The organism is Nocardioides daeguensis (assembly GCF_019192965.1).
In the GTDB taxonomy this organism is placed as follows: domain Bacteria; phylum Actinomycetota; class Actinomycetes; order Propionibacteriales; family Nocardioidaceae; genus Nocardioides; species Nocardioides daeguensis.
Genome location: NZ_JAHTKU010000019.1, coordinates 41,164 through 66,201 on the forward strand (window position 1 = coordinate 41,164; position 25,038 = coordinate 66,201).

General features: G+C 72.8%; 27 protein-coding genes. 22 read left to right on the forward strand and 5 right to left on the reverse strand.

Going from position 1 to position 25,038, the window contains the following annotated elements; translation table 11 throughout:
• The first annotated feature begins 2 nt into the window (after positions 1 to 2).
• The 5 genes from KU893_RS15010 (at position 3) to KU893_RS15030 (ending at position 5,880) form a co-directional block, all read left to right on the forward strand.
• Complete coding sequence (locus tag KU893_RS15010) at positions 3 to 2,000, forward strand: ABC transporter permease (protein ID WP_218235186.1); 1,998 nt, start codon at positions 3 to 5, stop codon at positions 1,998 to 2,000.
• 2 nt (positions 2,001 to 2,002) lie between these two features.
• Positions 2,003 to 2,791, forward strand: coding sequence for an ABC transporter ATP-binding protein (locus KU893_RS15015; protein ID WP_218235187.1), 789 nt, complete (start codon positions 2,003 to 2,005; stop codon positions 2,789 to 2,791).
• A 163-nt stretch (positions 2,792 to 2,954) separates the two neighbouring features.
• A complete protein-coding gene (locus tag KU893_RS15020; protein ID WP_218235188.1) occupies positions 2,955 to 3,662 on the forward strand; it encodes an ABC transporter ATP-binding protein in 708 nt (235 codons plus the stop codon).
• Positions 3,659 to 5,302 (forward strand): choice-of-anchor P family protein, encoded by a 1,644-nt coding sequence (locus tag KU893_RS15025; protein WP_218235189.1) that lies wholly within the window; start codon positions 3,659 to 3,661, stop codon positions 5,300 to 5,302. The genes KU893_RS15020 and KU893_RS15025 overlap by 4 nt, the downstream gene beginning before the upstream one ends.
• A 2-nt stretch (positions 5,303 to 5,304) precedes the next feature.
• Positions 5,305 to 5,880, forward strand: a complete 576-nt coding sequence (locus KU893_RS15030) for a hypothetical protein (protein WP_218235190.1) — start codon at positions 5,305 to 5,307, stop codon at positions 5,878 to 5,880.
• Here the strand turns inward: KU893_RS15030 and KU893_RS15035 are convergent.
• Entirely contained in the window at positions 5,843 to 7,030 is a 1,188-nt protein-coding gene (locus KU893_RS15035) for an MFS transporter (RefSeq protein WP_218235191.1), read from the reverse strand. The genes KU893_RS15030 and KU893_RS15035 overlap by 38 nt on opposite strands.
• Positions 7,031 to 7,075: 45 nt before the next feature.
• On the opposite strand from KU893_RS15035, the gene KU893_RS15040 reads away from it, so the two are divergent.
• From KU893_RS15040 to KU893_RS15060, 5 genes are all read left to right on the forward strand, one after another.
• A complete protein-coding gene (locus KU893_RS15040) occupies positions 7,076 to 7,636 on the forward strand; it encodes a histidine phosphatase family protein (RefSeq protein WP_218235192.1) in 561 nt (186 codons plus the stop codon).
• Between the two features lie 61 nt (positions 7,637 to 7,697).
• Positions 7,698 to 8,393 (forward strand): DUF6758 family protein, encoded by a 696-nt coding sequence (locus KU893_RS15045; RefSeq protein WP_246592692.1) that lies wholly within the window; start codon positions 7,698 to 7,700, stop codon positions 8,391 to 8,393.
• 88 nt (positions 8,394 to 8,481) lie between these two features.
• The gene (locus tag KU893_RS15050) at positions 8,482 to 10,437 is read left to right on the forward strand and encodes a CASTOR/POLLUX-related putative ion channel (RefSeq protein ID WP_218235193.1); all 1,956 of its coding nucleotides are present in this window, start codon (positions 8,482 to 8,484) and stop codon (positions 10,435 to 10,437) included.
• 50 nt (positions 10,438 to 10,487) lie between these two features.
• Positions 10,488 to 11,360, forward strand: a complete 873-nt coding sequence (locus tag KU893_RS15055) for a PHP domain-containing protein (RefSeq protein ID WP_218235194.1) — start codon at positions 10,488 to 10,490, stop codon at positions 11,358 to 11,360.
• Complete coding sequence (locus KU893_RS15060) at positions 11,357 to 11,965, forward strand: MarC family protein (RefSeq protein WP_218235195.1); 609 nt, start codon at positions 11,357 to 11,359, stop codon at positions 11,963 to 11,965. Before KU893_RS15055 ends, KU893_RS15060 begins: the two co-directional genes overlap by 4 nt.
• Positions 11,966 to 11,971: 6 nt before the next feature.
• On the opposite strand, the gene KU893_RS15065 is transcribed toward KU893_RS15060, so the two are convergent.
• On the reverse strand, positions 11,972 to 12,733 hold the full coding sequence (locus KU893_RS15065; protein WP_218235196.1) for an SDR family NAD(P)-dependent oxidoreductase: 762 nt from the start codon (positions 12,731 to 12,733) through the stop codon (positions 11,972 to 11,974).
• 38 nt (positions 12,734 to 12,771) lie between these two features.
• Here KU893_RS15065 and KU893_RS15070 point away from each other — a divergent pair, with 38 nt between their 5' ends.
• The 3 genes from KU893_RS15070 to KU893_RS15080 all read left to right on the forward strand — a co-directional run bounded on the left by KU893_RS15070 (position 12,772) and on the right by KU893_RS15080 (position 15,229).
• Positions 12,772 to 13,563: a ParA family protein gene (locus KU893_RS15070; protein WP_218235197.1), complete on the forward strand. Its 792-nt coding sequence runs from the start codon at positions 12,772 to 12,774 to the stop codon at positions 13,561 to 13,563.
• Between the two features lie 7 nt (positions 13,564 to 13,570).
• On the forward strand, positions 13,571 to 14,296 hold the full coding sequence (locus KU893_RS23645; protein WP_218235198.1) for a L,D-transpeptidase: 726 nt from the start codon (positions 13,571 to 13,573) through the stop codon (positions 14,294 to 14,296).
• Between the two features lie 87 nt (positions 14,297 to 14,383).
• Entirely contained in the window at positions 14,384 to 15,229 is an 846-nt protein-coding gene (locus KU893_RS15080) for an exonuclease/endonuclease/phosphatase family protein (protein ID WP_218235199.1), read from the forward strand.
• Positions 15,230 to 15,305: 76 nt separating this feature from the next.
• On the opposite strand, the gene KU893_RS15085 is transcribed toward KU893_RS15080, so the two are convergent.
• The gene (locus tag KU893_RS15085; protein WP_218235200.1) at positions 15,306 to 16,787 is read right to left on the reverse strand and encodes a DEAD/DEAH box helicase; all 1,482 of its coding nucleotides are present in this window, start codon (positions 16,785 to 16,787) and stop codon (positions 15,306 to 15,308) included.
• 254 nt (positions 16,788 to 17,041) lie between these two features.
• Here KU893_RS15085 and KU893_RS15090 point away from each other — a divergent pair, with 254 nt between their 5' ends.
• Positions 17,042 to 17,743 (forward strand): ferritin-like fold-containing protein, encoded by a 702-nt coding sequence (locus tag KU893_RS15090; protein WP_218235201.1) that lies wholly within the window; start codon positions 17,042 to 17,044, stop codon positions 17,741 to 17,743.
• Positions 17,744 to 17,752: 9 nt separating this feature from the next.
• Here KU893_RS15090 and KU893_RS15095 read toward each other — a convergent pair whose 3' ends face one another.
• Positions 17,753 to 18,661, reverse strand: a complete 909-nt coding sequence (locus tag KU893_RS15095; RefSeq protein ID WP_218235202.1) for a sterol desaturase family protein — start codon at positions 18,659 to 18,661, stop codon at positions 17,753 to 17,755.
• Positions 18,662 to 18,729: 68 nt separating this feature from the next.
• Here KU893_RS15095 and KU893_RS15100 point away from each other — a divergent pair, with 68 nt between their 5' ends.
• Positions 18,730 to 19,362: a TetR/AcrR family transcriptional regulator gene (locus KU893_RS15100; RefSeq protein WP_218235203.1), complete on the forward strand. Its 633-nt coding sequence runs from the start codon at positions 18,730 to 18,732 to the stop codon at positions 19,360 to 19,362.
• 1 nt (position 19,363) lies between these two features.
• Here the strand turns inward: KU893_RS15100 and KU893_RS23310 are convergent, their stop codons facing one another.
• Positions 19,364 to 19,759 carry a YidH family protein gene (locus KU893_RS23310; protein ID WP_218235205.1) on the reverse strand — a complete coding sequence of 132 codons (396 nt, stop codon included), beginning with the start codon at positions 19,757 to 19,759 and terminating at the stop codon, positions 19,364 to 19,366.
• A 127-nt stretch (positions 19,760 to 19,886) separates the two neighbouring features.
• Between KU893_RS23310 and eno the strand changes: the two genes are divergently transcribed.
• Genes eno through KU893_RS15140 form a run of 7 tightly spaced genes read left to right on the forward strand, consistent with a single transcriptional unit; the run spans position 19,887 to position 25,027 of the window.
• Positions 19,887 to 21,164 carry a phosphopyruvate hydratase gene (eno, locus tag KU893_RS15110; RefSeq protein WP_218235206.1) on the forward strand — a complete coding sequence of 426 codons (1,278 nt, stop codon included), beginning with the start codon at positions 19,887 to 19,889 and terminating at the stop codon, positions 21,162 to 21,164.
• 17 nt (positions 21,165 to 21,181) lie between these two features.
• A complete protein-coding gene (locus tag KU893_RS15115; RefSeq protein ID WP_218235207.1) occupies positions 21,182 to 21,781 on the forward strand; it encodes an FtsB family cell division protein in 600 nt (199 codons plus the stop codon).
• Positions 21,778 to 22,299 carry a DUF501 domain-containing protein gene (locus KU893_RS15120; protein ID WP_372449712.1) on the forward strand — a complete coding sequence of 174 codons (522 nt, stop codon included), beginning with the start codon at positions 21,778 to 21,780 and terminating at the stop codon, positions 22,297 to 22,299. The genes KU893_RS15115 and KU893_RS15120 overlap by 4 nt, the downstream gene beginning before the upstream one ends.
• The gene (locus tag KU893_RS15125; RefSeq protein WP_218235208.1) at positions 22,292 to 23,224 is read left to right on the forward strand and encodes a Ppx/GppA phosphatase family protein; all 933 of its coding nucleotides are present in this window, start codon (positions 22,292 to 22,294) and stop codon (positions 23,222 to 23,224) included. The genes KU893_RS15120 and KU893_RS15125 overlap by 8 nt, the downstream gene beginning before the upstream one ends.
• Positions 23,221 to 23,955: a uracil-DNA glycosylase gene (locus KU893_RS15130; RefSeq protein ID WP_257441398.1), complete on the forward strand. Its 735-nt coding sequence runs from the start codon at positions 23,221 to 23,223 to the stop codon at positions 23,953 to 23,955. Before KU893_RS15125 ends, KU893_RS15130 begins: the two co-directional genes overlap by 4 nt.
• Entirely contained in the window at positions 23,952 to 24,476 is a 525-nt protein-coding gene (locus KU893_RS15135; RefSeq protein ID WP_218235209.1) for a glycine cleavage system transcriptional repressor, read from the forward strand. The genes KU893_RS15130 and KU893_RS15135 overlap by 4 nt, the downstream gene beginning before the upstream one ends.
• A complete protein-coding gene (locus KU893_RS15140; protein ID WP_218235211.1) occupies positions 24,473 to 25,027 on the forward strand; it encodes a peptide deformylase in 555 nt (184 codons plus the stop codon). The genes KU893_RS15135 and KU893_RS15140 overlap by 4 nt, the downstream gene beginning before the upstream one ends.
• Positions 25,028 to 25,038 lie beyond the last annotated feature (11 nt).

Below are 25,038 nucleotides of genomic sequence, written 5' to 3' on the forward strand. Positions count from 1 at the left end.
CGATGGGCTCCCTGTTCGCCTTCACGCTGCTCGGCCTGTTCACCGGCGCGGCGTACGCCATCATGGCCAGCGGTCTGGTGCTGACCTACACGACCACCCGGGTGTTCAACATCGCCCACGGCGCGTTCGGCATGTTCTTGTCCTTCGTGTTCTGGGACTTCACCCAGCGCCAGGGCATGCCGACCGTGTTGTCGTTGATCCTCGTGCTCGGCGTCGTGGCACCGGCGATCGGCTGGTTCATCCAGCGCTTCGTCACCCGTGGCCTCGGAGAGGGCCCGGTCTCCGTGGCGCTCGTGGTCACCGTGGGGCTGCTGGTCGGCCTGATCGGACTGGCCCAGCAGATCTGGCCGCCCGAGCCGCGCGTGCTGCTGCCGTTCTGGTCCGGAACCGGCTGGCAGGTCGGCGACATCTTCGTCACCGCCCACCAGCTGATCACCCTGGTCTGCGCGGTCGCGGTCGCCTTCGGCCTCTACCTGCTGCTCAACCGCACCCGGATCGGTACGGCGATGCGTGCCTCGGTCGACAACCCCGAGCTGCTCAAGCTGTTCGGCGGCAAGCCCGACCGGGTGGCCGCGCTGTCGTGGGCGATCGGAATCTCGCTGGCCGCGCTCGGCGGCATCCTGCTGACGCCGGTCGTGCTGCTCGACTACTACGCGCTGACCCTGCTGGTCATCAACGCCTACGCGGCCGCGATGCTCGGCCGGCTCAAGAGTCTGCCGATGACCTTCGCCGGCGCGATGATCCTCGGTGTCCTCGAGTCGTGGGCGGTCGGCTACCTGCCCACCGACGGCTTCCTCGCGTCCTTCCGTCCGGTCATCCCGGCGCTGTTCCTGTTCGCGATCGTCGTGCTGATGCCCCAGGCGCAGCTGCGCATCGGTCAGGTCAAGGGCATCGTCACCGCGCCGGTGCCGTCGATGCGGCTGTCCATCGGCTCCGGAGCCGGCGTGCTCGTCGTGGTGCTGCTGCTCGTCAACCTGGTCGCGCCCAACCAGGTGCTGCTCATCGGCGTCGCGGCGACGTACGCGATCGTGATGCTCTCCCTCGTCCTGCTGACCGGGTACGGCGGACACGTCTCGCTCGCGCAGTTCACCTTCGCCGGGGTCGGTGCGCTCGCCTACGCCAAGCTCGACGAGCCCAACCTGTTCGGGCTGCTCGTGTCAGCGCTCATCGCGGCCGCGGTCGGCGCGCTGGTCGCGCTGCCCGTGCTGCGGCTGACCGGGCTGTACCTCGCGCTGTCGACGATGGCGTTCGCCGTCCTCATGGACAAGGTCGTGTTCAACGCCGAGTTCGCGTTCAAGTTCAACGGCACCCTGGCCGCCGAGCGGCTCTCGATCCTGGGTCTGCGGATCGGGTCGGACACGGCCTACGTGTGGTTCATGGTGCTCGCCTTCGTGCTGCTCGCCCTCGGCCTGCTCGTGCTGCGGCGCGGGGCTCTGGGGCGGCTGCTCGTCGCGATGCGGGACAGCCCTTCGGCGTGCGGCACCCTCGGCCTGGACCTGCGCTGGTTCCGCGTCGGCCTGTTCGCGTTGTCGGCGGGCATCGCCGGTCTTGCGGGCGGACTGTTCGCGGGCCTGCGCGGGACCGTCGGTGCGGCGGACTTCCTCTACTTCCAGTCGCTGCTGGTGCTCCTGCTGGCGGTCGTGTTCGGCGCCACCTCGGTCACCGGTGCGCTGCTCGGCGGCACGGCGCTGATGCTGCTGCCCGAGCTCCAGGCCGCCTCGCCGAGCATGGCGGGCCTGCTGTTCGCGGTGATCGGCTTCGGTGCGGTTCTCCTGGGCCGCGACCCCAACGGCATCGCCAACCACCTGTTCCGGGTCGGTCGGTGGTTGCGCTCGCGGGTGGCGCCCGGGTTGGAGGAGCGGTTGCAGGCACTGCTGCCCCGTGGTGGGGCGGCGGACGGCACCGATGGCGCGGTCGACGTACCGCTGGTCGACGTGCCGCTGGTCGAGGTGTCGGGTGGCGATCCCGCCGACACCATGGTGATCGAGAAGGTGGTCTGAGCATGGCGCTGCTCGAGGTCGACGACGTGGTGGTCCGGTTCGGTGGCGTCACCGCCGTCAACCGGGCGAGGTTCTCCGCCGACCGGGGCGTGATCACCGGCCTGATCGGCCCCAACGGTGCGGGCAAGACCACCTGCTTCAACGTGATCACCGGCCTGCAGAAGCCCACCAAGGGGCGGGTGCGCTACCGCGACCGCGACGTCACCGGCTGGCCGGTGCACCGCCGGGCCCGGCACGGTGTGGGCCGCACCTTCCAGCGGCTCGAGGCGTTCGGCTCGCTCTCGGTGCGGGACAACGTCCGCGTGGCGCAGGAGATCCACGGCGGTCCGTTGGCGTGGTTCGGTGGCAGGCGGGGCGCGGTGAGCGTCGAGATGCTGCTCGACCGGGTCGGCATCACCGAGTACGCCGACGAGCGCGCCGACTCGATCCCGACCGGCACCGCGCGGCTGCTGGAGCTGGCCCGGTGCCTGGCCAGCGACCCGCAGCTGCTGCTGCTCGACGAGCCCTCCTCCGGTCTCGACGAGACCGAGACCGACGCCTTCGGCGAGCTGCTCGTCGAGCTCGCCGCGGAGGGCTGCTCGATCCTCATGGTCGAGCACGACATGGACCTGGTGATGAGCGTGTGCCACGACATCCACGTGCTCGACTTCGGCGAGATCATCGCCTCGGGCGCGCCCGCCGACATCCGCACCAACCCCGACGTGCAGCGCGCCTACCTCGGCTACGCCGAGGGCGACGGCGACCTGGACGGTGACACCGGCGTGATCCCCGCGGTCGAGGAGGTGGTCTAGTGGACACCTCCGTCGATCGGTCACGGCCCTACGCACCCAGGGCACGCACCTCGCTGCGTTGGCGACGCTCGGAAGACAACCCGGTATGCCATCGCGCCGCCGCCTTGCGATGCACGCACCCTGGGCGCGAATACCCCCGACCGATCAACGGAGGTGACCACTCATGAGCGTCCCGATCCTCGACGTGATCGACCTGCACGCGGCGTACGGCCGGATCGAGGTGCTGCGCGGCGTCGACCTGTCCGTGCCGCGCGGTGCGGTGATGGCGCTGCTCGGCCCCAACGGGGCCGGCAAGTCGACGCTGGTGAAGGTGATCAGCGGCCAGAAGGAGGCGACGTCGGGCGACATCCACCTCGCCGGCGTCCACGTGCAGGGCGCGCGGTCCGAGGACCTCGCCCGCGTCGGGCTGTGCACGATCCCCGAGGGACGCTCGGTGTTCCCCAACCTCACGGTCGAGGAGAACCTGGTCCTCATGTCGTACGCCGGCGTGCCGGCCTCGGCCGTCCTCGACACGGCCTACGGGTACTTCCCCCGGCTGCACGAGCGGCGCCACCAGCTGGCCGGCACCATGTCGGGCGGTGAGCAGCAGATGCTGGCGATGTCGCGGGCGCTGGCCTCCGACCCGGCACTCCTGCTGCTCGACGAGCTGTCGATGGGCCTGGCGCCGCTGATCGTCGACGAGCTCTACGAGACGGTCGCCCGGATCGCCGAGTCCGGCGTCTCCATCCTCTGCATCGAGCAGTTCGCGCGGACCGCCCTGCGGGTCGCCGACTACGCCGCCGTGATGAGCGGCGGACGCATCGTGGCCACCGGTGAGCCCGGGGAGATCCTCGAGACCATGGCCGACGTCATCCTGGGAGGGGCAGCATGACCACCACACGCAGCAGGCTCCGGCTCGCGGCCACGGGAGGGATGGTCGGCTGCCTGACGCTGCTGGCCGCCGGTCCCACCGCCACCCCGGCCTCGGCCGACGACGGCGCGACCCCGTCGGCGGGCTACGGCGGGTACAGCACCACGGCCTGGTCGGCCCCGATCCGGGTCGAGGTCTTCGAGCCGAGCATCCCGATCCCCGTCGAGGCCGGGCAGGCCCAGGTCGAGCTCGACATGGGCTACAGCAAGGTCAAGGCCGACTCGGGGGAGTCCCGCGGCCGGGCCAGCCTGTTCTGGCCCGGCGACCCGGTGGGCGAGGGGCTGAAGACCTTCGGTGAGCAGCTGGGGCTGCCCTCGACGCCGCTCACCGCGAACGGCTACCCGATGCAGGTCAACTCGCAGTTCCCCAGCGACACGCCGACCCAGAAGGACGAGTCCATCCCGGGCGCGGTCATGACCACCACCTCCGGCGAAGGTACGGCGAGCGCGGAGACCGGCTTCTCCCCGGACGGGTCCGTGGTGGGCCCCGACGGAGCCACGGCGGATCCCACGCAGAAGTCGGGCCTGATGGACCTGTTGAGCGGCCTCACCGGCATGCTCACCGGCGGCGGCCTCGGCGGCCTGCCGGGGGCAGCACCGGCCGGCACGGCGAGCGCGCCGGCCACCCGTGCCTCGGCGCCCGGCCTGCCGCCGCAGCTCGCGGCCCTGGTCGACGTCGACGGCTACGTCTCCACCAGCAAGATGGAGGCCAAGGACGACAAGGTCGTCGGCGTCTCCCGGGCCATTCTCGGCGAGGTTCGGATCCTCGGCGGTCTGATCACCCTGGGCGGGGTCGAGACCGTGGCCCGGGCGACCTCCGACGGCAGCACCGGCACCGCAACAGGCAAGGCCACCTGGGGCACCATGACCATCGCCGGGCAGGAGTTCGGGATCGGTCCCGACGGCGCGATCGCGATGGGGAAGACCACCCCCGTCCCCGGCCTCGACCGGCTGCCGCTCGACGCGCTCAAGGCGCTCGGCGTCACCATCGAGATCCCGCAGCAGGTCCGCACCGTCGACGGCGACGCCGGCACCAGCCTGTCCCAGGGCCTGCGGGTCACGATCGACACGCTGCTGCTCGCGCCGCTGCTCAAGGCGCTGCCCACCAGCATCCTCGGTGAGCTGATCCCGGCCCAGGCCGGCCCGCTCAAGGGCGTCGTGTCCGGCCTGTCCAACCTCGCGCCCAAGGTCGTGGTCACCCTCGGCGTCGCCAGGGCCGAGGTCGACACCGTGCCGGCGATCTCGATCTCCGCACCGCCGCCGGCCGACGCCGCCGACGCCGCGGCCCCTCCGGCCGCCGCCGAGCAGGCGCCCGCTCCCGCGGCGGGCGGTGTCGGCGTACCCTCGGCGCCCGCCCCGGCCCCGCTCGGCGCGGCCCCGACGGCCGGGTCGGCTCCGACGGGCGACCTGACGGATGCGGCGCCGGCCAGTGCCGGCCTGCCCGAGCTGTTCTCCATCCCCGGGATGCTCCTGGTCGCGGCCTTCGCGCTCGCCGCGGTCGCCGGCTCCTGGTTCCGCCGGCTCGGTGCCGCGGCCCTCGGCATCGGCGCCTCGTGCCCCCACGGCCTCGACAGCGGCCTTCCCGACCTCCGAAAGGCATGAGCATGACCACTGCAGCCACTCCGTCCAGCCGCGCCGCCCGACCGCAGGGGCTGCCCCGGGCCGGGGACGCCACCGGCTCCGGCCGGTCCGGGATCGCCCCGCTCAAGGACAACCACTACGCCCTGCTGCAGGTCGTCCTGTTCTGGGCGGGCGCGATCATGCTCCCGCTCGGGATCGTGGTCATCATCCTGGGCTGGTACGGCGCCGCGAACACGCCCTACCAGTGGGACCAGATGTCGTACGTCGTCTCCGGCGGCATGCTCGGCCTCGGCCTGACCTTCGTCGGCGGCTTCCTCTACTTCGGGGCCTGGCTGGCGCGGATCGCGGCCGACGGCCGGGAGTCGTCCAAGCGGCTCGCCGACACGCTGCTCGTGCTCGCCGAGGTGACCGCGACGACCGCCCGCAGCGACGAGCAGGGCCACGACGTCGGCGCGATCCCCGTGGTCGCCGGCGGTGGCACCACCATGCACCGCCGCGACTGCGCGCTGATCGCGCACCGCGAGGATCTGTCCCCGGTGGGGGAGGACAACGCGCACCTCGCTACGTGCCGGGTGTGCCGGCCGACCGCCCGGCACTGAGCTCCACCTCCTCGCCCGCGCGGTTCCCGAACCAGCGGGCGAGGGGGAGCAGGCTGAGGACCAGCACCATCGGCACCACGAAGCCGAACCGCAGCTCGTCCTGCCCGACGACACCCGTCAGCACGGCGCCCAACAGGCCGCCAACGTAGTTGAACTGGTTGAACCGCGCGATCACCGCGTCGACGCGCTCGACCGAGCCACCGGCGATCCGCGCCGCGGCCGAGAAGCTCAGCGGCGCGACCACGGAGATCCCCGCGCCGGTCAGCGTGAAGCCGAGCACCGCGACCGGCCAGGTCGGCGCCGCCGTCACCACGACGAGCCCCCCGCACGCGATCACCGCACCGACGCGCAGGACCGGCGTGACGCCGTACCGCTCGACGAGGGAGTCGCCCGCGAGCCGCACCAGCAGGCTGGCGACGAGGTAGGGGAGCGTCGCCAGCGCCACCCAGCGCGAGGGCGCGTCGACGACCTCGTCGAGGTAGACCGCGCCCCACGTCTGGGCGGCGGTGTCGACCATGTAGAAGACGACCATGCCGAGGCCGACCATCAGGATCGGCCGCCACGGGACCGCCAGGTCCGCTGCGGCGGCCGGGCTCCCGGCGTCGCCGGGCTCGCGGGGCAGGAAGGCCGCCCCGGCGACCACCAGCGGCAGCACGGTGATCAGCGCGGTCCACGCCAGGTCGACGTCCGCCGTCGCCAGGGTCACCGCGGCGCCCACCAGCCCGCCGAAGGTCCACGCGCCGTGGAAGCTCGGCAGGATCGTGCGCCCGTAGTGCCGCTCCAGCACCACGGCCTGCATGTTGGTGGTCGCGTCGACCATGCCCAGCCCGACGCCGTACACGCCCACGCCGAGCAGGTACGCCGGCCACACCGGCGCCGCGAGCATCAGCGCCGCGCCGCCCGCGACGAGCACCAGCCCGGCCCGCAGCACCCGGGCGCTCGCCACCCGCACCGACAGCCGCTCCGCCAGCACCGAGCCGGCGCCGGCGAGCAGCACGATCGCCAGCAGCACGCCGGAGATGCCGAGCTCGGAGAGGTCCCAGCGGTCCTTGACGTCGGGCAGTCGTGTGGTGAGGCCGATGAACACGAAGCCCTGCGTCGCGAAACCGGCGGCGATCGCGAGCCGGTGACGCCGGAGAGTGGGGGGCATGCGGGGATCCTGCCACCGTCGAGGGGCCGCTGGCAGGATGTCGGCATGGCCGACTCCGCGTTCCTGGTCCGGCACGGTCCCACGGCCTGGAGCATCTCCGGCCAGCACACTTCCCGCACCGACCTCCCGCTGCTCCCCGAGGGCGAGGAGGCAGCCCGGGGCCTCGCCGCGCGCCTCGCCGGCACCACCTTCGCGGAGGTGCTGACCAGTCCGCTGCAGCGCGCCCGTCGTACCGCCGAGCTCGCCGGTCATCCCGAAGCCGAGGTGTGCGACGACCTCCTCGAGTGGGGGTACGGCGACTACGAGGGCCGCACCACCGCGGAGATCCGCGCGGAGGTGCCCGGCTGGACCATCTGGACCCACCCGAGCCCCGGCGGCGAGCCGGCCGCGGCGGTCGCCGCCCGCTGCGACCGCGTCGTGGACCGGATCCGCGCCGCCGACGGCCCGGTCCTCGTCTTCGCCCACGGCCACGTGCTGCGCGCCCTCGCCGCCCGCTGGCTCGGGCTGCCGGTCGCCGACGGCCGCCTGTTCCGGCTCGACACCGCGACGCTGTCCGAACTCGGACACGAGCGGGAGACCCCGGTCCTGCTGCGCTGGAACAGCTGAACCCCGACGCACCCGGCCGAGGTGCTTGACGAACGGCCCGCCGCGCAGCACGGTGTCGATCATGGCGACCGATGAGCCCGGTCCGCCCCGCGGCGGGCCCGACGGGGTGCGGGTGGAGTGCCCCCGCTGCCCCGCTCCCGTGGCCGAGGTGGGAGACGGCCGGTGGTCCTGCCCGGACCACGGCATCGTCGTCCCCCTGTGGCGGCCGCAGGCCTCGTCCTACGAGGAGTTCGCCGCGCACCTGCTCCGCGTCGGGAGCTTCCCGACCTACCTGCCCTGGCCCCTCGGGCCCGGCTGGTCGGTCAGCGACTTCGCGGCCGTCGTCTCCGACGGCGACGCGCCCCGCGCCACCATGGCCTGCGTCGCCGGCACCAGCCAGCTCGACGGCCCGGTCGACGTCATGGTGATCACCGAGGAGCCCGGCACCGGCTTCGGGGCCCGGGTCGCCGGGCTCTCGACCGCCGGCGAGACCGAGCTCCTCGACCCGGGGCACGAGGTCGGCGACGGGCCGGCACCGGTCCGGGTCCGCGTCGACCAGTACCCCGTCGGCCTCTGGCCGGTCTCGGTCAGCACCTCCCCCGGGGAGTGGGACCGCTCGGTGCTGGCCGGTGAGGCCGGGGGGCGCTGGCTGTGGCTGGTGCTGCGGCCCGCCTCCGCGATCCTGCTGCTGCGCGACGACTGGATCCTGCGCGACATCTCGGCCACCGGGCCCCAGCTGGTCGCCCTGCCGTTCGGTGGGCCGGCACCCTCCTGGTGATCCAGGTCTCGGTCGCGACTTTCCCGATTCCTGCTCTCCGGCTCGCTCGGATGCGAGACCATCCCCAGCGGACCCCGAGGAGGCCCGCATGGCGCGGAACGCGCAGGCGCTGCGGCGTCGTACGGCAGAGGCGATCGCGCAGCGGTCGGACATCACGGTTCGGACCCGGAACGCCCCGAGCGGCGCACGGGCCCGGCTGCGCTACGAGTTCGACAACACCATGGCTCGGGGAACACCGGCCCTGGTGGCCTGGCTGTTCGCCGTCACCGTGCTGCTGGTGGTCGTCTTCGCCGTCATCGACGTCGTGTCCGGGATGCGCGAGGACCACCTGGGCTTCTGGGAGGCCGCGTTCCAGGCCTTGCTCCACGCGCTCGACCCCGGCACCGTCGCCGGCGACACCGGCGCCCGCTGGACGTTCATCGTCACGATGCTCGTCCTCACCGTGGCGGGCCTGTTCATCGTCAGCGCCCTGATCGGCGTGATCGCGGCCGGCATCGACGCCCGGATCGCCGAGCTGCGGCGCGGCCGGTCGGTCGTCCTCGAGAGCGACCACTCGGTCATCCTCGGCTGGTCGGACTCGATCTTCACCGTCATCAGCGAGCTGTCCCTCGCCAACGAGAGCCGCCGCCGCCCGGTGGTCGCGGTGCTCGCTGACCGCGACAAGGTCGAGATGGAGGAGGAGATCCGGGCCAAGGTCCCCGACCTGCGCGGCACCCGCGTGGTGTGCCGCTCCGGGGCGCCGTCCGACATCGACGACCTCACCATCGTCAACCCGACCTCGGCCCGCTCGGTCGTCGTCCTGTCCGGCGACGGCTCCGAGCCGGACCGCGACGTGATCAAGGCGCTGCTCGCGCTGCGCTCGCTGCTCGCCGTCGGTGAGGGTCCCCGGGTCGTCGCCCAGCTGCGCGACCCCGCCCACCTCGAGGTGGCCCGGCTGATCGGCCGGGACCGGCCCGGCGGTGTCTCGCTGCTCGACATCCGCGAGACCGTCGCCAAGCTGGTCGTGCAGACCTCGCGCCAGTCCGGCGCCGCGGCCGTCTACCGCGAGCTCTTCGACTACGAGGGCGACGAGATCTACTTCCTCGAGCAGCACCCGCTCGCCGGCTCGTCGTACGCCGACGCACAGCTGCACTACGACCACCTGACCGTCATCGGCGTGGCCGACGGCGGCCTCGTCGAGCTCAACCCGCCGGCCGAGACGGTCGTCGGGAACCGCTCGCTCGTGGTGATCGCCGAGGACGACTCGGTCCTCGCCACCGCCCCGCGCTCGGCCGCAACCATCGACGAGGGCGCGTTCGCGGACCACCCCGGCGAGGAGCAGCGCCCGACGCATGCGGTGGTGCTCGGCTGGAACGAGCGGGCGCCGATCATCCTGCGTGAGCTCGACCGCTACGCCGCGCCCGGTTCGACGCTCACGGTCGTCACGGAGCACGGCGCCCCCGGCGTACCGGTCACGGCGAGCCTCGCCGTCACCGTCGTCGAGGCCGGCACCACCCGGCGCGACGTGCTCGACGAGCACGTCCCACCGGACTGCGACCAGGTGATCGTGCTCTGCTACTCCGACGACCTCGACGCCGAGGCGGCGGACGCCACCACCTTGATCACGCTGCTCCACGTGCGCGACATCCTCGCCCGCTCGCAGAGCAGCGCGCCGGTCATCAGCGAGATGATCGACGACCGCAACCGGGTCCTCGCCCAGGTCGCCGACATCGACGACGTCGTGGTGAGCGGCGAGATCGTCAGCCTGATGGTCGCCCAGCTGTCCGAGGACGCCCGGATCGAGCCCGTCTTCCACGACCTCCTCGAGGAGGAGGGCAGCGAGATCTACCTGCGCCCGGCCGAGTGGTACGTCGTCCCCGGGCGCGAGGTGGCGTGGGCGACCGTGGTCGCCGCGGCCGCCCGGCGCGGAGAGACCGCGATCGGCTTCTCCTCGGTCCGGCTGGCCGAGCCCGGCTCCCGGGTCGGGGTCACGGTCAACCTGGCCAAGAGCGAGACGGTGGTCGTCGAGCCCGGCGACCGGGTCGTGGTGCTCGCCGAGCTCTGACCAGCTGCGACGGCCTGCTCGGCGTACGTCCTGACCACTACGCTCAGCGCGTGACGATCGACCTCCACACGCACTCCAGCGTCAGCGACGGCACCGCCTCGCCGGCCGACCTGGTGCGCGCGGCCGCTGCCGCCGGGCTCGAGGTCGTGGCGCTGACCGACCACGACACCACCGCCGGCTGGGACGAGGCGGCCGCGGCGGCGGAGCAGGCGGGGATCGGCCTGGTCCGCGGCATCGAGATCAGCACCCGTCACCGCGGCGCCGGCGTCCACCTGCTGGCCTACCTCCCCGACGCCGACGACGCGGCGCTCCAGGCCGAGCTCGGCCGGATCGTCGAGGGCCGCGAGGCGCGGGTGCCGTCGATGCTCGCGCGGCTGCGCGAGCTCGGCATCCCGGCGACAGCGGAGGCGCTCGCGGAGGTCAACCCCGACAACCGGGTCACCGGTCGCCCCCACGTCGCCGACCTGCTCGTGCGGCTCGGTGCGGTGAAGGACCGCGACGAGGCCTTCGCCCGCTACCTGTACGACGGCGGCCCGGCTTTCGTCGACCGGTACTCCGCCGACCTCGTCACCATGATCGGCCTGGTCACCGCCGCCCGCGGCGTCGCCGTGGTCGCGCACCCGTGGGGCCGGGGCTCGGCGGCGGTGCTCGACGAGGCGGCCTTCGCCGAGCTCGCCGAGGCCGGCCTCGCCGGGATCGAGGTCGACCACCTCGACCACGACCGGGCCGCACGGGGACACCTGCGGGGGATCGCCTCGCGGCTGCGCCTGGTCGTCACCGGCTCCAGCGACCACCACGGCACCGGCAAGACCGGGCACGACCTCGGGTGCGAGACCACCGCACCGGACCAGCTGGACCGGATCCTCGAGCGGGCCGCCGTACTCGGCTCGCCGACGGGGCTGGCCGGGAAGGTCCGCCGATGATCGACGCCGTGCTGCTCGTCGAGGTCTTCGTGACCCTGTTCGTGATCATGGACCCGGTCGGTACCGTGCCGATCTTCCTGTCCCTGACCGCCGGCCGCAGCCCGGCCACCGCCCGGCGCGCCGCGTGGCAGGCCGTCGCGGTGTCCTTCCTGGTGATCACGCTGTTCGCCCTGTTCGGCCGGCAGATCCTCAACTACCTGCACATCTCGCTGCCCGCGCTCCAGTGCGCAGGTGGCCTGCTGCTCCTGCTGGTCGCTCTCGAGCTGCTGACGGGCAAGCAGGACGAGCTCACCGCGTCGGCCGACGCCAACATCGCGCTGGTCCCGCTCGGCACCCCGCTCCTCGCCGGCCCCGGCGCCATCGTCGCGACCATGCTCTTCGTCCAGGACATCGGTACCTGGCACGACGGCCTCTCGGTGGCCCTCGGCGTGCTCGGCGTGCACCTCGCCCTGTGGGCCGCGATGCGCTACTCGCTGCCGATCCTGCGCCTGATCCGCGACGGTGGTGTCCTGCTCGTCACCCGCATCGCGGGTCTCCTGCTCTCCGCCATCGCCGTCCAGCTCGTCGCCGACGCCGTCCGCGCCTTCATCGCCGGCGAGGGCTGATCAACGCTACTTGCGGCCGAGGGACTGGAGGCGCTGCAGAGCGGAGCGGGGGACCAGGCGGCTGGCGGTGACGATCGCCTTGTAGCGCTTCGAGGGGATCGACATCGCGCGGCCGCGGTCGAAGTCGGCGAGGGCGTCACGGACCAGGCGGTCCGGCTCGAGCCAGAGCAGCCGGGGTGCCGACGCCTCGCGGTCGACGCCGAGGCGCTGGTGGAACTCGGTCCTCACGAAGCCCGGGCACAGGGCCATCACGGTGACGCCCTGCGCGGCGTACTCCTGGTGGGCCCAGGCGCTGAACGAGTTCACCCACGCCTTCGCCGCGCTGTAGGTGCCGCGAGGCAGGAAGGCGGCGACGCTCGACACGTTGATCACGCCGCCGTGCCCGCGCTCGACCATGCCGCCGAGCGCCGCGTGCGTCAGCCGCAGCACCGCACGCACCAGGACGTCCTGCTGGGCCTGCTCGACGTCGACCGGGTTGTCCAAGAAGCGCTCCTTGAGACCGAACCCGGCGTTGTTGACCAATAGGTCGACCGGGGCGGACCGGTCCGCCAGCCGCGCCTCGACCCGGGCCAGCGCCTCGGCCGAGGTCAGGTCGGCGGACAGCACCTCCACCCCGACGCCGTACGACGACCGGAGCTCCTCGGCGACCGAGGCGAGCCGGACCTCGTCGCGGGCCACCAGGACCAGGTCGTCGCCGCGGGCGGCGATCTGGCGGGCGAACTCGAGGCCGATGCCGGCGGTGGCGCCGGTCACGAGAGCTGTGGGCATGCCGCCACCCTAGGGCGTGATCGGGCATGATGGTGCTGATGAACAGCGTGCAGGCGGCTCCCACCATCCTCGCTGTCGCCAACCAGAAGGGTGGCGTCGCGAAGACGACCAGTGTCGCGTCCATCGGAGCGGCCCTCGCCGAGCGTGGCCAGCGCGTGCTCCTCGTCGACCTCGACCCGCAGGCGTGCCTGACGTTCTCCTTGGGCATCGACCCCGAGGACCTCGAGCTGTCGGTCCACCACGTGCTGACCAAGGGCACCGCGGTCGACGAGGTGATCCTCGGGACCGAGGACGGCGTCGACCTGCTGCCGGCCACCATCGAGCTGGCCCGTGCCGAGGCCGACCTGCTGACCCGTACCGGCCGCGAGCACGTGCTGCGTGGCGTGCTGGAGGACCTCCAGGCGGGCGGCCGCAGCTACGACTGGGTGCTGCTCGACTGCCCGCCGTCGCTCGGCGTGCTGACCGTCGCCGCGCTCACGGCCGCGACCGGCGTGCTGATCCCGCTGCAGTGCGAGACCCTGTCCCACCGCGGCGTCGGCCAGCTGCTCGACACCGTCCACGACGTGCGCCGGTTCACCAACCGCGACCTCGCGGTGTGGGGCGTGCTCCCGACCCTGTACGACGGCCGCACCAACCACGCCCGCGCCGTTCTCGACACCATCGCGGAGACCTACGACCTCGAGGTCGTCGAGCCGCCGATCCCCAAGACCATCAAGTTCGCCGAGGCGCCGGCCGCGGGCCGCTCGATCCTGGCGACCAGTCGCTCGAGCAAGGGCGCGGAGGCCTACCGCGAGGTGGCCGGAGCCCTGCTCGCCCGATCGGCGCGCTGAGCCCACGGTGTCCAAGCACGCCGCTCGCAGCAGCACGGGGCGACACCGCGCGCAGGCGGGGCCGAAGCCCCGGTACGGCCGGATCACGGCTCTCGCCGCCGCCCTCACGGTGACCGCCGTGGCGACCGCTGGCGGGTTCGGCCTGCTGCCGGGCGAGCCCGAGGAGCCGGCAGCGGCCAGCCCGACCACGCCGGCCGCGGCGAGCACCACCGCGAGGCCCGCCCCGGAGCCCGCCTCGGAGCAGGAGGAGCGCGCCGTCGCCGCGCCGCCGGTCAGCGGCGCCCTGGCCGATGCGAGCACGCAGATCGCCGCGCTCTCCGACTCGACCGCGCTCCCGGCACGGTCCGGCAGCGGGCGGCGGATCGTGTTCAGCGAGAGCCGCCAGCGGGTGTGGCTGGTCGAGGACGACGGCGCGGTGGAACGCACCTACCTCGTCTCGGGCAGCGTCGAGGACAACCTCGACCCCGGCACCTACACCGTCTACTCCCGCAGCCGCAACGCCATCGGCGTGGACGACTCCGGGACGATGGAGTACTTCGTCCGCTTCACCCAGGGCACCGCGGGCGCCGCGATCGGCTTCCACACCATCCCGGTCGACGACGGCAAGCCGGTGCAGACCCGCGCCCAGCTCGGTACGCCGCTCTCGCACGGCTGCATCCGCCAGGACCGTCCCCACGCCATCGCGTTGTGGGACTTCGCGCCGGTCGGCACCAAGGTCGTCGTCACCGCCTGACCCACCCGTCCCAGCCGTCCCGGCCGCCCCGCGCCGGCGCCCGGGGCGATTTGCCTCGGCCGGGGGACGTCTGCCTAGGGTGCCCGGATGCTCGCCACGTACGGGAAGCACCTTGCCAAGATCTGCGCCGCGCTGATGGTCCTCGCCCTCGGCGCCTCGCTGGTCCACACCCAGACCGCCACGGCGGCGGAGCCGGAGCCCGTCGTGGCCGCTTCGTCCGTGAAGGGCGGCGGGTTCGAGATCCGCGCGATGACGTTCAACATCCTCACCGCCTCGATGGCGCCCGGCGGCCTGGGCCGCGCGAACGCCGCGGCCCGTCAGGTCCAGGAGCGCAAGCGCACCGTCGTCGCCTTCCAGGAGGTGCACCAGTCCCAGCTGAAGGTGCTGCGTCACCGTCTGCCGCGGTTCAAGTTCTACCCCCGCCGCAGCCTCGACAACTACAGCGGCGCGATCCAGATCGCCTGGCACACCGGCGAGTACGACGTGCTCGACAAGGGCGAGATCTACCGCCCGTCGATGGGCCACCAGCGCGCCATCCCGTGGGTCAAGCTCAAGCAGCGCGCGACCAAGCGCACGTTCTACGTCGTGGCGATCCACAACGCTCCCGGTGGCCTCGAGACCGAGCGCGACATCTCGACCGTGCGTGAGATCAAGCTCATCAAGCGCCTCGGCGCGAAGGGCCAGCCGGTCCTGGTCATGGGCGACATGAACGAGCGCGTCGAGTTCTGCCAGCGGGTCGCGAAGGCGACCGACCTGGTCTCGCTGGGCGGCACCAAGCGCAATCCCTGCCCGGTGCCCCCGAAGGCCGGCCCGGACTGGATGCTCGCCACCTGGACCGGAACCAGGTTCAGCGACTACGCCAAGATCTACAACGGCATCAGCGACCACCCGGTCCTGGTCGGCAACGTCTGGGTGGAGCCCAAGCCCGCCTGACCGGCCGAAACAGACAGAAAACGGAAGGAGCCCGGGCAACTGCCCGGGCTCCTTCCTTCTGCTGGGGGTACGGCGATCAGGCGCTCGTCGTCTCGGCGCCGGCCGAGCCGCTGCCGCCGCCGCTGCTGCGACGACGCCGGCGCCGGTTGCGGTTGGCCGGACGCTCGCCGCCCTCGGCCGGCGTACCCTCGCCGCTGGCGCCGGGCTCGGTGCTGGCCGCCGGAGCCGCTGCCTCGCCCTCGACCGGCTTGCCACCCCGGGTGCGGGTCCGGGTGCGGGTGCGGTTGCGCTCGCTGGAGCGACGCTCGCCCGACCGCTCGGAGCGCTCGCCCGACCGCTCGCCCGACCGCTCACCCTTGGGCGCCACCGGCGCCGGGGGAACGATCCTGCCCTTGGTGCCGGGCGCGATGCCCTGGTCGTGGAAGAGGTGCTCGGAGGTGGAGTAGGTCTCGAGCGGCTCGTCGAAGGGCAGGTCGAGCGCCTTGTTGATCATCTTCCAGCGGTGTACGTCGGTCGCGTCGACCAACGTGATCGCGATGCCCGACGCGCCGGCGCGGCCGGTGCGGCCGATCCGGTGGACGTAGGTCTTGTCGTCCTCGGGGCAGGTGTAGTTGACCACGTGGCTCACGCCGGACACGTCGATGCCGCGAGCGGCGACGTCGGTGGCGACGAGGACCTTGATCTTGTCCTCGCGGAACCTGGTCAGCGCCTTCTCGCGCGCGACCTGCGCCATGTCGCCGTGCAGCGGGCTGGCCTTGAAGCCACGCTCGACGAGGTCGTCGGCGACGCGCTGGGCCTGCCGCTTGGTGCGGGTGAACACGATCATCTTGTCGGCGTCCTCGGCCTGCAGCAGGCGGCCGAGGATCTCCGGCTTGTCGAGGTCGTGGGCCAGGTAGATGAACTGGGCGGTCGCTGGCACCGTCGCGTTCTCGTACGACGACTCGGCGCGGATGTTCATCGGGTGCCGCATGTGGATCCGGGCCAGCGACACGATGGCGCTCGGCATGGTGGCCGAGAAGAGCATGGTCTGCCGGGTCTCCGGGGTCATCCGCAGCAGCTTCTCCACGTCGGGCAGGAAGCCGAGGTCCAGCATCTCGTCGGCCTCGTCGAGGACCAGCGCGTGCACGTGGGAGAGGTCGAGGACCCGGCGGTTGGCGAGGTCGATCAGTCGTCCCGGCGTACCGATGACGATGTCGACGCCGCGCTCGAGCGCCTCGATCTGCGGCTCGTAGCCGACGCCGCCGTAGATGGTGAGGACGCGCAGGCCGCGGTCGCGGCTGGCGATCTCGAGGTCGCTGGAGACCTGGATCGCGAGCTCACGGGTGGGGGCGACGATGAGCGCCTGCGGCTTGCCCTGCGGGATCTCGGCGTAGTCGGGGTCGCTCGGCGCGACGCTGCGCTGGATGACCGGGATGCCGAAGGCCAGCGTCTTGCCGGTGCCGGTGCGCGCCTGGCCGATCAGGTCGGTGCCCATCAGCGCGACGGAGAGGGTCATCTCCTGGATGGCGAACGGGTGGGTGATCCCGGCCCGGTCGAGCGCGTCGCAGATCAGCGGCATCACGCCGAGGTCGCGGAAGGTCGGTGCGGGCGCCGCGTCGGTCTCGGGGGTGGACGCAGCGGTGGTGTCGTTGGAAGTCAGTGTTCTGTTCGCTTTCGTGAGTGTCGTCAGCCGGTCGGCATGGCGCCAGATCAATGCGGCTGTTCACACTCAGCCGCGCACATACGTGGGCGGGTGCCCGGGCGGGCCATCGCGCTCCCGGGTGGGTGCGGGCAGGCTCTCGCTGCGGTCCAGCCTACTTGTACGCTCAGCGCATGGCTGAATCCGCCGACGCGACCGCTCCCACCGCCGACGGCGATCCGGCCTACCGCGAGGCCGTGGTCGACCTGCTGGCGGCGATCTCCTACGGCGAGATCTCTGCGTTCGAGCGCCTCGCCGAGGACGCCAAGCTGGCGCCCAGCCTGGCCGACAAGGTCGACCTGGCGACGATGGCGAGCGGTGAGCTGACCAAGGTGCACGCGCTCCACGACCGGATCCGCGACTTCGGCGCCGACCCGTTCGAGGCGATGGTCCCGTTCCGGGAGCCCCTCGACGCCTTCCACCGGCACACCGCCCCGGCCGACTGGTACGAGGGCCTGGTGAAGGCGTACGTCGGCGACGGGCTCGCCAACGACTTCTACCGTGAGATCGCGGCCTACCTCGACCCCGAGACCCGCGACCTCGTCGTGTCCTCGATGGAGGAGGGCACCCACGCGACGTTCGTGGTCGACCGGGTCCGTGCCGCCATCGCCCAGGACGCCCGCCTCGGCGGCCGGCTCGCCCTGTGGGGCCGCCGGCTGATGGGGGAGGCGCTCACCCAGGCCCAGCGGGTCGCCGCCGACCGCGACGCGCTCACCGCCCTGCTGGCCGGCGGCGTCGACCGGCCCGGCCTCGACCTCGCGGCCATGGGCCGGATGTTCACCCGGCTCACCGAGCGTCACATGGCCCGGATGGCCGAGCTCGGCCTCGAGGCGTGAGCGGCGAGCTCAGTCGGCGCCCGCGCCGCTGAGCTCCTTGGCGGTGGCGGACGCGGGCGTCCAGCCGGGCGGGCCGAACAGGTAGCCCAGCCGCTCCCGCCAGCTCCGCGCGTGGCGGACGTCGCGCGCGATGGCGGCGAACTCGCCGTACTCGAGCGTGACCAGGTGGTAGGTGTCGACCGGCTTGGTCAGGCCGTAGGTCGGCCGCTGGCGCTCGGGCTGGAAGGTGCCCAGGAGCCGGTCCCAGACGATGAGGATGCCGCCGTAGTTCTTGTCGAGGTACTCCGGGTCCGAGCCGTGGTGCACGCGGTGGTGCGACGGGGTGTTGAAGACCAGCTCGAGGGGGCGGGGGAGCCGGTCGATCGTCTCGGTGTGCACGAAGAACTGGTAGACGAGGTTGATCGAGAACGCGACGTAGAGGGTCCAGGGTGCGAAGCCGAGCAGCGGCAGCGGCAGCCAGAAGAAGAACTCGAACCACGGGTTCCACTTCTGGCGCAGCGCGGTCGCGAAGTTCATGTACTCGCTCGAGTGGTGCGCCTGGTGGGCGGCCCAGCCGATGTTGACCCGGTGCACGAACCGGTGGTTGCCGTAGTAGGCGAGGTCCAGGCCGACGATCAGCAGCACCCAGTACCACCAGGTGTCGGTGGGCAGGTGGTACGGCGCCAGGTGGGTGGAGAGCGCCGAGTAGACGACGAAGGTGCCGACCTTGAAGACGGTCAGGAAGAAGATCGAGCCGATCCCCATCGAGATCGAGGTCCGGGCGTCCTTGAGGGAGTAGCCGGTGCGCCCCAGGGCGCCCACGGCGTTGTCGTCGTGGTCGAGCCACCTCAGCGCCGCGAGCTCGACGAGGATGCTGAGCACGAAGAACGGGACGGCGTAGGTCACCGGGTTCTTCATCGGGTCGAGCAGGTCGTGCATGGCGACTCCTTCGATATGACTCTCGGGTAAGTTACTACGAGGTCAATTCGATCGCTAGGGTGAACCGCATGACCTCGACGGCCGCCTCCGGAGCCCGCAGCGGCACCAAGGGCGTGGCCCGCGCCGAGCGCGAGCAGCAGATCCTCGAGGTCGCCGGCCGGGTGTTCGGCGACCGGGGCTTCGCCGCCACCTCGGTCGCCGACGTCGCCCGCGAGGCGGGGATCTCCAAGCCGCTGATCTACAACTACTTCGGCTCCAAGGAGGGCCTCTACGCGCACTGCCTGCGCGAGGCGTCGGGGCTGCTGATCGCCGAGATCGAGCGGACCGCCGCCCTCGGCGCCGTCGGCGTGGCCCGCGCCGTCGCCACCCTCGACGGTGTGTTCCGGGTGCTCGCCGGCCGGACCTGGCTGTGGCGGGTCGCGAACGACCCGACCGCGCCGGTGGCCGACGCCCCCGGCGAGCTGATGGGCGCCTACCGCCGGCGGCTGGAGGAGCTGGCGCGCGAGGGCGTCGGTGAGCTGCTCGCCCTCTCCGGTGACGACGACGCGCTCGACCTCGACGCGATGACGGCCGTATGCGGCACCATCTTCGGCTCGCTCGTGACCTGGTGGTGCGACCACCCGGGGATCGCGCCGGAGGAGATGGGCGCGCGCTGCGAGAGGTTGTTCGGGGCGGTGTTCGGGCCCGCGCTGGGGAGGTGACTCAGTGGCTGATGACCGCGCTCGCCAGGGCGCCGGCCATCAGCAGGCCCACCGCGCCGAGCACGACCATGCCCCCGGTGAAGCCCGGGGGGACGCCGCCGGTGCGCAACGCGACCTCGGTGCGGGACCAGCGGTTCCAGCCCACGCCGAGGGCCACGCCGGCGACGAGCACCAGGCCCAGGGAGAGCACGAGCCGGGCGGTCAGGGAGAACCCCAGCGCCGGCGAGCTGACCGCCACCGCGCCCGCGACGAGGGCCAACGAGGTCCGCACCCAGGCCAGGAAGGTGCGCTCGTTGGCGAGCGAGTCGCGCGGCTCGGGGTCCTGGCCGACGTCGTACACGCGGTGCGGACGGCGGCGCGTGGGTGGTGTCGCCTCCGCGCGTTCGGGTGCGGTCACGGTCCCAGCATGCCGCAACGCCGATCCCACGCCCGGTGGGTGCTGCCCGGTCCGGGGCGCTCGGCGGTCTAGGCTGACCTGGGCTGACCGAGACGACAGCCCGTCCCCGACTCCAGGAGCAGTACACGTGGCAGCGATCGAAGCCGTCGGAGCCCGCGAGATCCTCGATTCCCGCGGCAACCCCACCGTCGAGGTCGAGGTCCTCCTCGACGACGGTTCCTTCGCCCGGGCAGCAGTGCCCAGCGGCGCCTCCACCGGTGCCTTCGAGGCGGTCGAGCTGCGCGACGGCGGCGACCGCTACGCCGGCAAGGGCGTGCAGAAGGCCGTCGACGCCGTGATCCAGGCGCTCGGCCCGGCCATCGAGGGCCTCGACGCCGCCGACCAGCGGCTGGTCGACCAGACCCTGCTCGAGGCCGACGGCACGCCCAACAAGGCCCAGGTCGGCGCCAACGCGATCCTCGGCGTCTCGCTCGCCGTCGCCCGCGCCGCGGCCGACTCGGCGGACCTGCCGCTGTACCGCTACGTCGGTGGCCCCAACGCCCACCTGCTGCCGGTCCCGATGATGAACATCCTCAACGGCGGTGCCCACGCGGACACCAACGTCGACATCCAGGAGTTCATGATCGCCCCGATCGGTGCCCCGACCTTCCGCGAGGCGCTGCGCGTGGGCGCCGAGGTCTACCACGCACTCAAGGCGGTGCTGAAGGACAAGGGCCTCGCCACCGGCGTCGGCGACGAGGGCGGCTTCGCTCCCGACCTCGAGTCCAACCGCGCCGCGCTCGACCTGATCGCCGAGGCCGTCGCCAAGGCCGGCTACGAGCTCGGCAAGGACGTCGTCCTCGCGCTCGACGTCGCCGCCTCGGAGTTCTTCGAGGACGGTGCCTACCTGTTCGAGGGTGCGAAGAAGTCCGCGGCCGAGATGATCGCCTACTACGCCGACCTGGTCGCGAACTACCCGATCGTCAGCATCGAGGACCCGCTCAACGAGGACGACTGGGACGGCTGGAAGGCCATCACCGACGAGCTCGGCGACAAGACCCAGCTGGTCGGCGACGACCTGTTCGTGACCAACGTCGAGCGGCTCCAGCGCGGCATCGCCGGCGGCCAGGCCAACGCGATGCTGGTCAAGGTCAACCAGATCGGCTCGCTCACCGAGACCCTCGACGCCGTCGAGCTGGCCCACCGCAGCGGCTACCGCAACATGATGAGCCACCGCTCGGGCGAGACCGAGGACACCACGATCGCCGACCTCGCGGTCGCGACCAACTGCGGCCAGATCAAGACCGGTGCCCCGGCCCGGTCCGAGCGGGTCGCGAAGTACAACCAGCTGCTGCGCATCGAGGACGAGCTGGGCGATGCTGCCCGCTACGCCGGCGCCGCCGCCTTCCCGCGCTACCAGGGCTGAGCCGACCGGTTCCCGCCATGGCCGACGACCGCCGTACGTCCCGCAAGCCCGGCCGCCCCGCCTCGGGGCGGTCCGGGCCGCGGTACGCCGAGCGGCTCAAGGCCGAGCGCAAGAAGGCCGCCCGGGAGCGCGAGGCCGCCCTGGTCCGCGCGCGCAACGAGCACCAGCACAAGGCCCGGCTGACCAGCCGCGCTGCGATCCTGGTCCTCGTGCTCGCCGTGCTCGCGGTCTCCTACGCCTCCTCGTTGCGGGCCTACCTCCAGCAGCGCAGCAGCATCGCCGCCCTCGAGGCGCAGATCTCCGAGCGCGAGGCCACGATCGACGACCTGCGCGACGAGAAGAAGCGGTGGGGCGACCCGGCGTACGTCGCCCAGCAGGCCCGTGCCCGGCTCGGGTACGTCGTCCCCGGGGACACCCCGTTCGTGGTGGTCGACGCCGACGGCAACCCGCTCGACGCGGGCGCGGAGCTCGGGGACCCCTCGAAGGTCGCCGACCCGGACAAGCAGACCTGGTACGAGGACGCGTGGGACTCGATGAAGATCGCCGGCAACCCGCCGACGCGGGTGCGCGACCCCAAGGACGAGATCAAGGCTCCCAAGGAGGACCTCGAGCAGTGAGCGACGCCATGACCAGCAGCGACGAGGCGGTCATCGCGGCCCAGCTCGGCAGGGCTCCGCGCGGCGTCCACGCGATCGGGCACCGCTGCCCGTGCGGCAACCCCGACGTGGTGGCCACCGAGCCGCGGCTGCCCAACGGAACGCCGTTCCCGACGACCTACTACCTCACCTGCCCGCGGGTGAACTCCAAGATCGGCACCCTCGAGGCGTCCGGCCTGATGAAGCAGATGCAGGACCGGCTCGGCACCGACCCGGAGCTGGCCGCGGCCTACCGCGCCGCCCACGAGGCCTATCTCGCCGACCGTGCCGCGATCGGTGCGGCGGGCGGCTTCGACGTCCCCGAGATCGAGGGCATCTCCGCCGGTGGCATGCCCGACCGGGTGAAGTGCCTGCACGTGCTCGCCGGCCACGCGCTGGCCGCCGGACCGGGCGTGAACCCGCTCGGCGACGAGGTCCTGGAGATCCTCGGCGACTGGTGGGCCAAGGGGCCGTGCGTGGCTCCCGCCGGCGATGAGTGACCCGGTCGCCGCGATCGACTGCGGCACCAACACCATCAAGCTGCTCGTCGGGGACCCGGCGAACGAGCCGGACAGGGTCCGCCGCGAGAGCCGGATGATCCGCCTCGGCCAGGGCGTCGACGCCACCGGTCGGCTGGCGCCGGAGGCGCTGGAGCGGGCCTGGGCCGCGATCGACGAGTACGCCGCGATCATCGGCTCGGCCGGCATCGGAGCCGACCGGATCCGGTTCTGCGCCACCTCCGCGACCCGCGACGCCGCCAATGCGGCGCAGTTCACCGCCGGTGTGCACGCCCGGCTGGGGATCGACCCCGAGGTGCTCTCCGGCGAGGAGGAGGCCCGGCTCGCCTTCGACGGCGCGGTCCGCGGGCTCACGGCTGCCTCGGTCGAGTTGATCGGCCCGGCGCTGGTCGTCGACATCGGCGGCGGCTCGACCGAGCTGATCCTCGGCGACCCGGCGACCGGTCCGAACGCCGCGCACTCCATGGACATCGGGTCGGTGCGCCTGCACGAGCGGCACGTGCGCCACGACCCGATCACGCCCGACGAGGTCGCCGCGGTCGTCGCCGACGTCGACGCCGCGCTCGACGCCTGCCCGGTCGACCCCGCCCTCGCCCGCTCGGTGCTCGCCGTCGCCGGCACCAACACCACGATCGCCGCCGGCACCCTCGGCCTCGCCGCCTACGACCGCGACCTGATCCACGCCCGCGTGCTCGCCGTGCCCGACGTCCTCGCACAGGTCGACCGGCTGCTCGCGATGAGCGTCGCCGAGCGCCGCGCCCTCGGCTGGATGCACCCGGGGCGCGCGGACGTGATCGACGCCGGCGCGCTGATCCTCGCGCGGGTGCTGGCCCGCCTCTCGGTCGCTCAGGTGGTCGTCGCCGAGACCGACATCCTCGACGGGATCGCCTGGTCGCTGGTGTCGTGAACGAGGACCCGGCGGAGGCGATGGCGCGGCTGGACGCGCGGATCGTCCGCTGCCGCACGTGCCCGCGGCTGGTCGCGTGGCGCGAGCAGGTCGCCCGCGAGAAGCGGGCGTCGTACGCCGACGAGGACTACTGGGCCCGCCCCGTGCCGGGCTTCGGGCCGGCCGCCGCGCGGATCCTGGTCGTCGGGCTGGCGCCGGCCGCCCACGGTGCCAACCGGACGGGCCGGATGTTCACCGGCGACCGGTCGGGGGACTGGCTGTTCGCGTCGCTGCACCGGGTCGGGCTGGCCAACCAGGCGCGGAGCGTCGCCCGCGACGACGGCCTCGAGCTCACCGACGTGCGGCTGGCGGCACCGGTCCGGTGCGCGCCGCCCGCCAACAAGCCCACGCCCGAGGAGCGGGCCGCCTGTGCACCCTGGCTGGACCGCGAGCTCGCGATCCTCGCCCCGAGCCTGCGGGTCGTGGTCGCGCTCGGCGCGATCGGGTGGCAGTCGTCGCTCGACGCGTTGGGCCGCGCCGGCTGGGAGGTGCCGCGCCCGCGGCCACGGTTCGCGCACGGCGCCGAGATCGGGCTGCCCCGACCCGCGCGTCGTCGTACGGGAAGCGACCTGGCGCTCCTCGGCTGCTTCCACCCCAGCCCGCACAACACGTTCACCGGACGCCTCACCGAGCCGATGACGGACGCGGTGCTGCGCCGGGCCCGCGAGCTTGCTGAGACACTAGGGGCGTGAGCACCGACCTGTACGCCGTCACCGTCCTCGGCCACGACCGCCCCGGCATCATCGCCGCCACCACGGCCGGCCTCGCGCAGCTCGGGCTCAACATCGAGGACTCCACGATGACCCTGCTGCGGGGGCACTTCGCGATGATGCTGCTGTGCCGCGGCGGGGCCGATGCCGCCGCGATCGAGCAGGCCCTGGCGCCGCTCGCCGCCAACGGCGACCTCGACGTCGCGGTCCGCCCGGTCACCGACGAGCCCACGCCCGCCGCCGGGGGCAGCGCGTGGGTGCTGACCGTCCACGGCGGCGACCGCTCCGGCATCGTCTCGGCCGTGGTCGCCGAGGTCGCCGCCGCCGGGGGCAACATCACCGACCTCACCACCCGCCTGGCCGGTGAGCTCTACCTGCTCGTGGCCGAGCTCGACCTGCCCGCCGACGCCGACTCCGCCGCGCTCGAGGGCGCCATCCGGTCCGCGGCCGAGCGCGTCGGCGTCACGGCCACCCTGCGCCCGGCCGAGGCCGACGAGCTGTGAGCAGCGAGCGGGTCGCCGGCTGGTCCGAGACCGAGCTCGGCGTCGAGGGCCGGGTGCTGCCCGTCGTCTGTGCCCCGCAGGGAGTGCTCTCCGCCCGCGGCGCCGACGTCGACCCCACCTCCGCGGAGTCCGTCCAGCTCGCGGCCGACCTGGTCGCGACCATGCGGGTCAGCCCCGGGTGCGTCGGCCTCGCCGCCAACCAGGTCGGTGTGGGCGTGCGGATGTTCTGCGTCGACGTCACCGAGCACCCCAAGACCCGCACCCAGCACGGCACCTTCGTCCTGTGCAACGCCGAGGTCGTCGAGTCCAGCCGCAACGAGAAGGCCCGCGAGGGCTGCATGAGCGTCCCTGACTTCACCGGCGACGTGAAGCGCGCCTCGCGCCTGACCGTCCGCGGCCAGCTGCCCGGCACCGGCGAGACCGTGGAGTTCAGCACCGACGCCTTCGAGGCCCGGGCGCTGCAGCACGAGATCGACCACACCGACGGCTTCTTGTTCCTCGACCGGGTCGCCGGCGCGCACGCGATCTATCCTCGCCAGACCTACCTGTAGGTCCGGCCGCC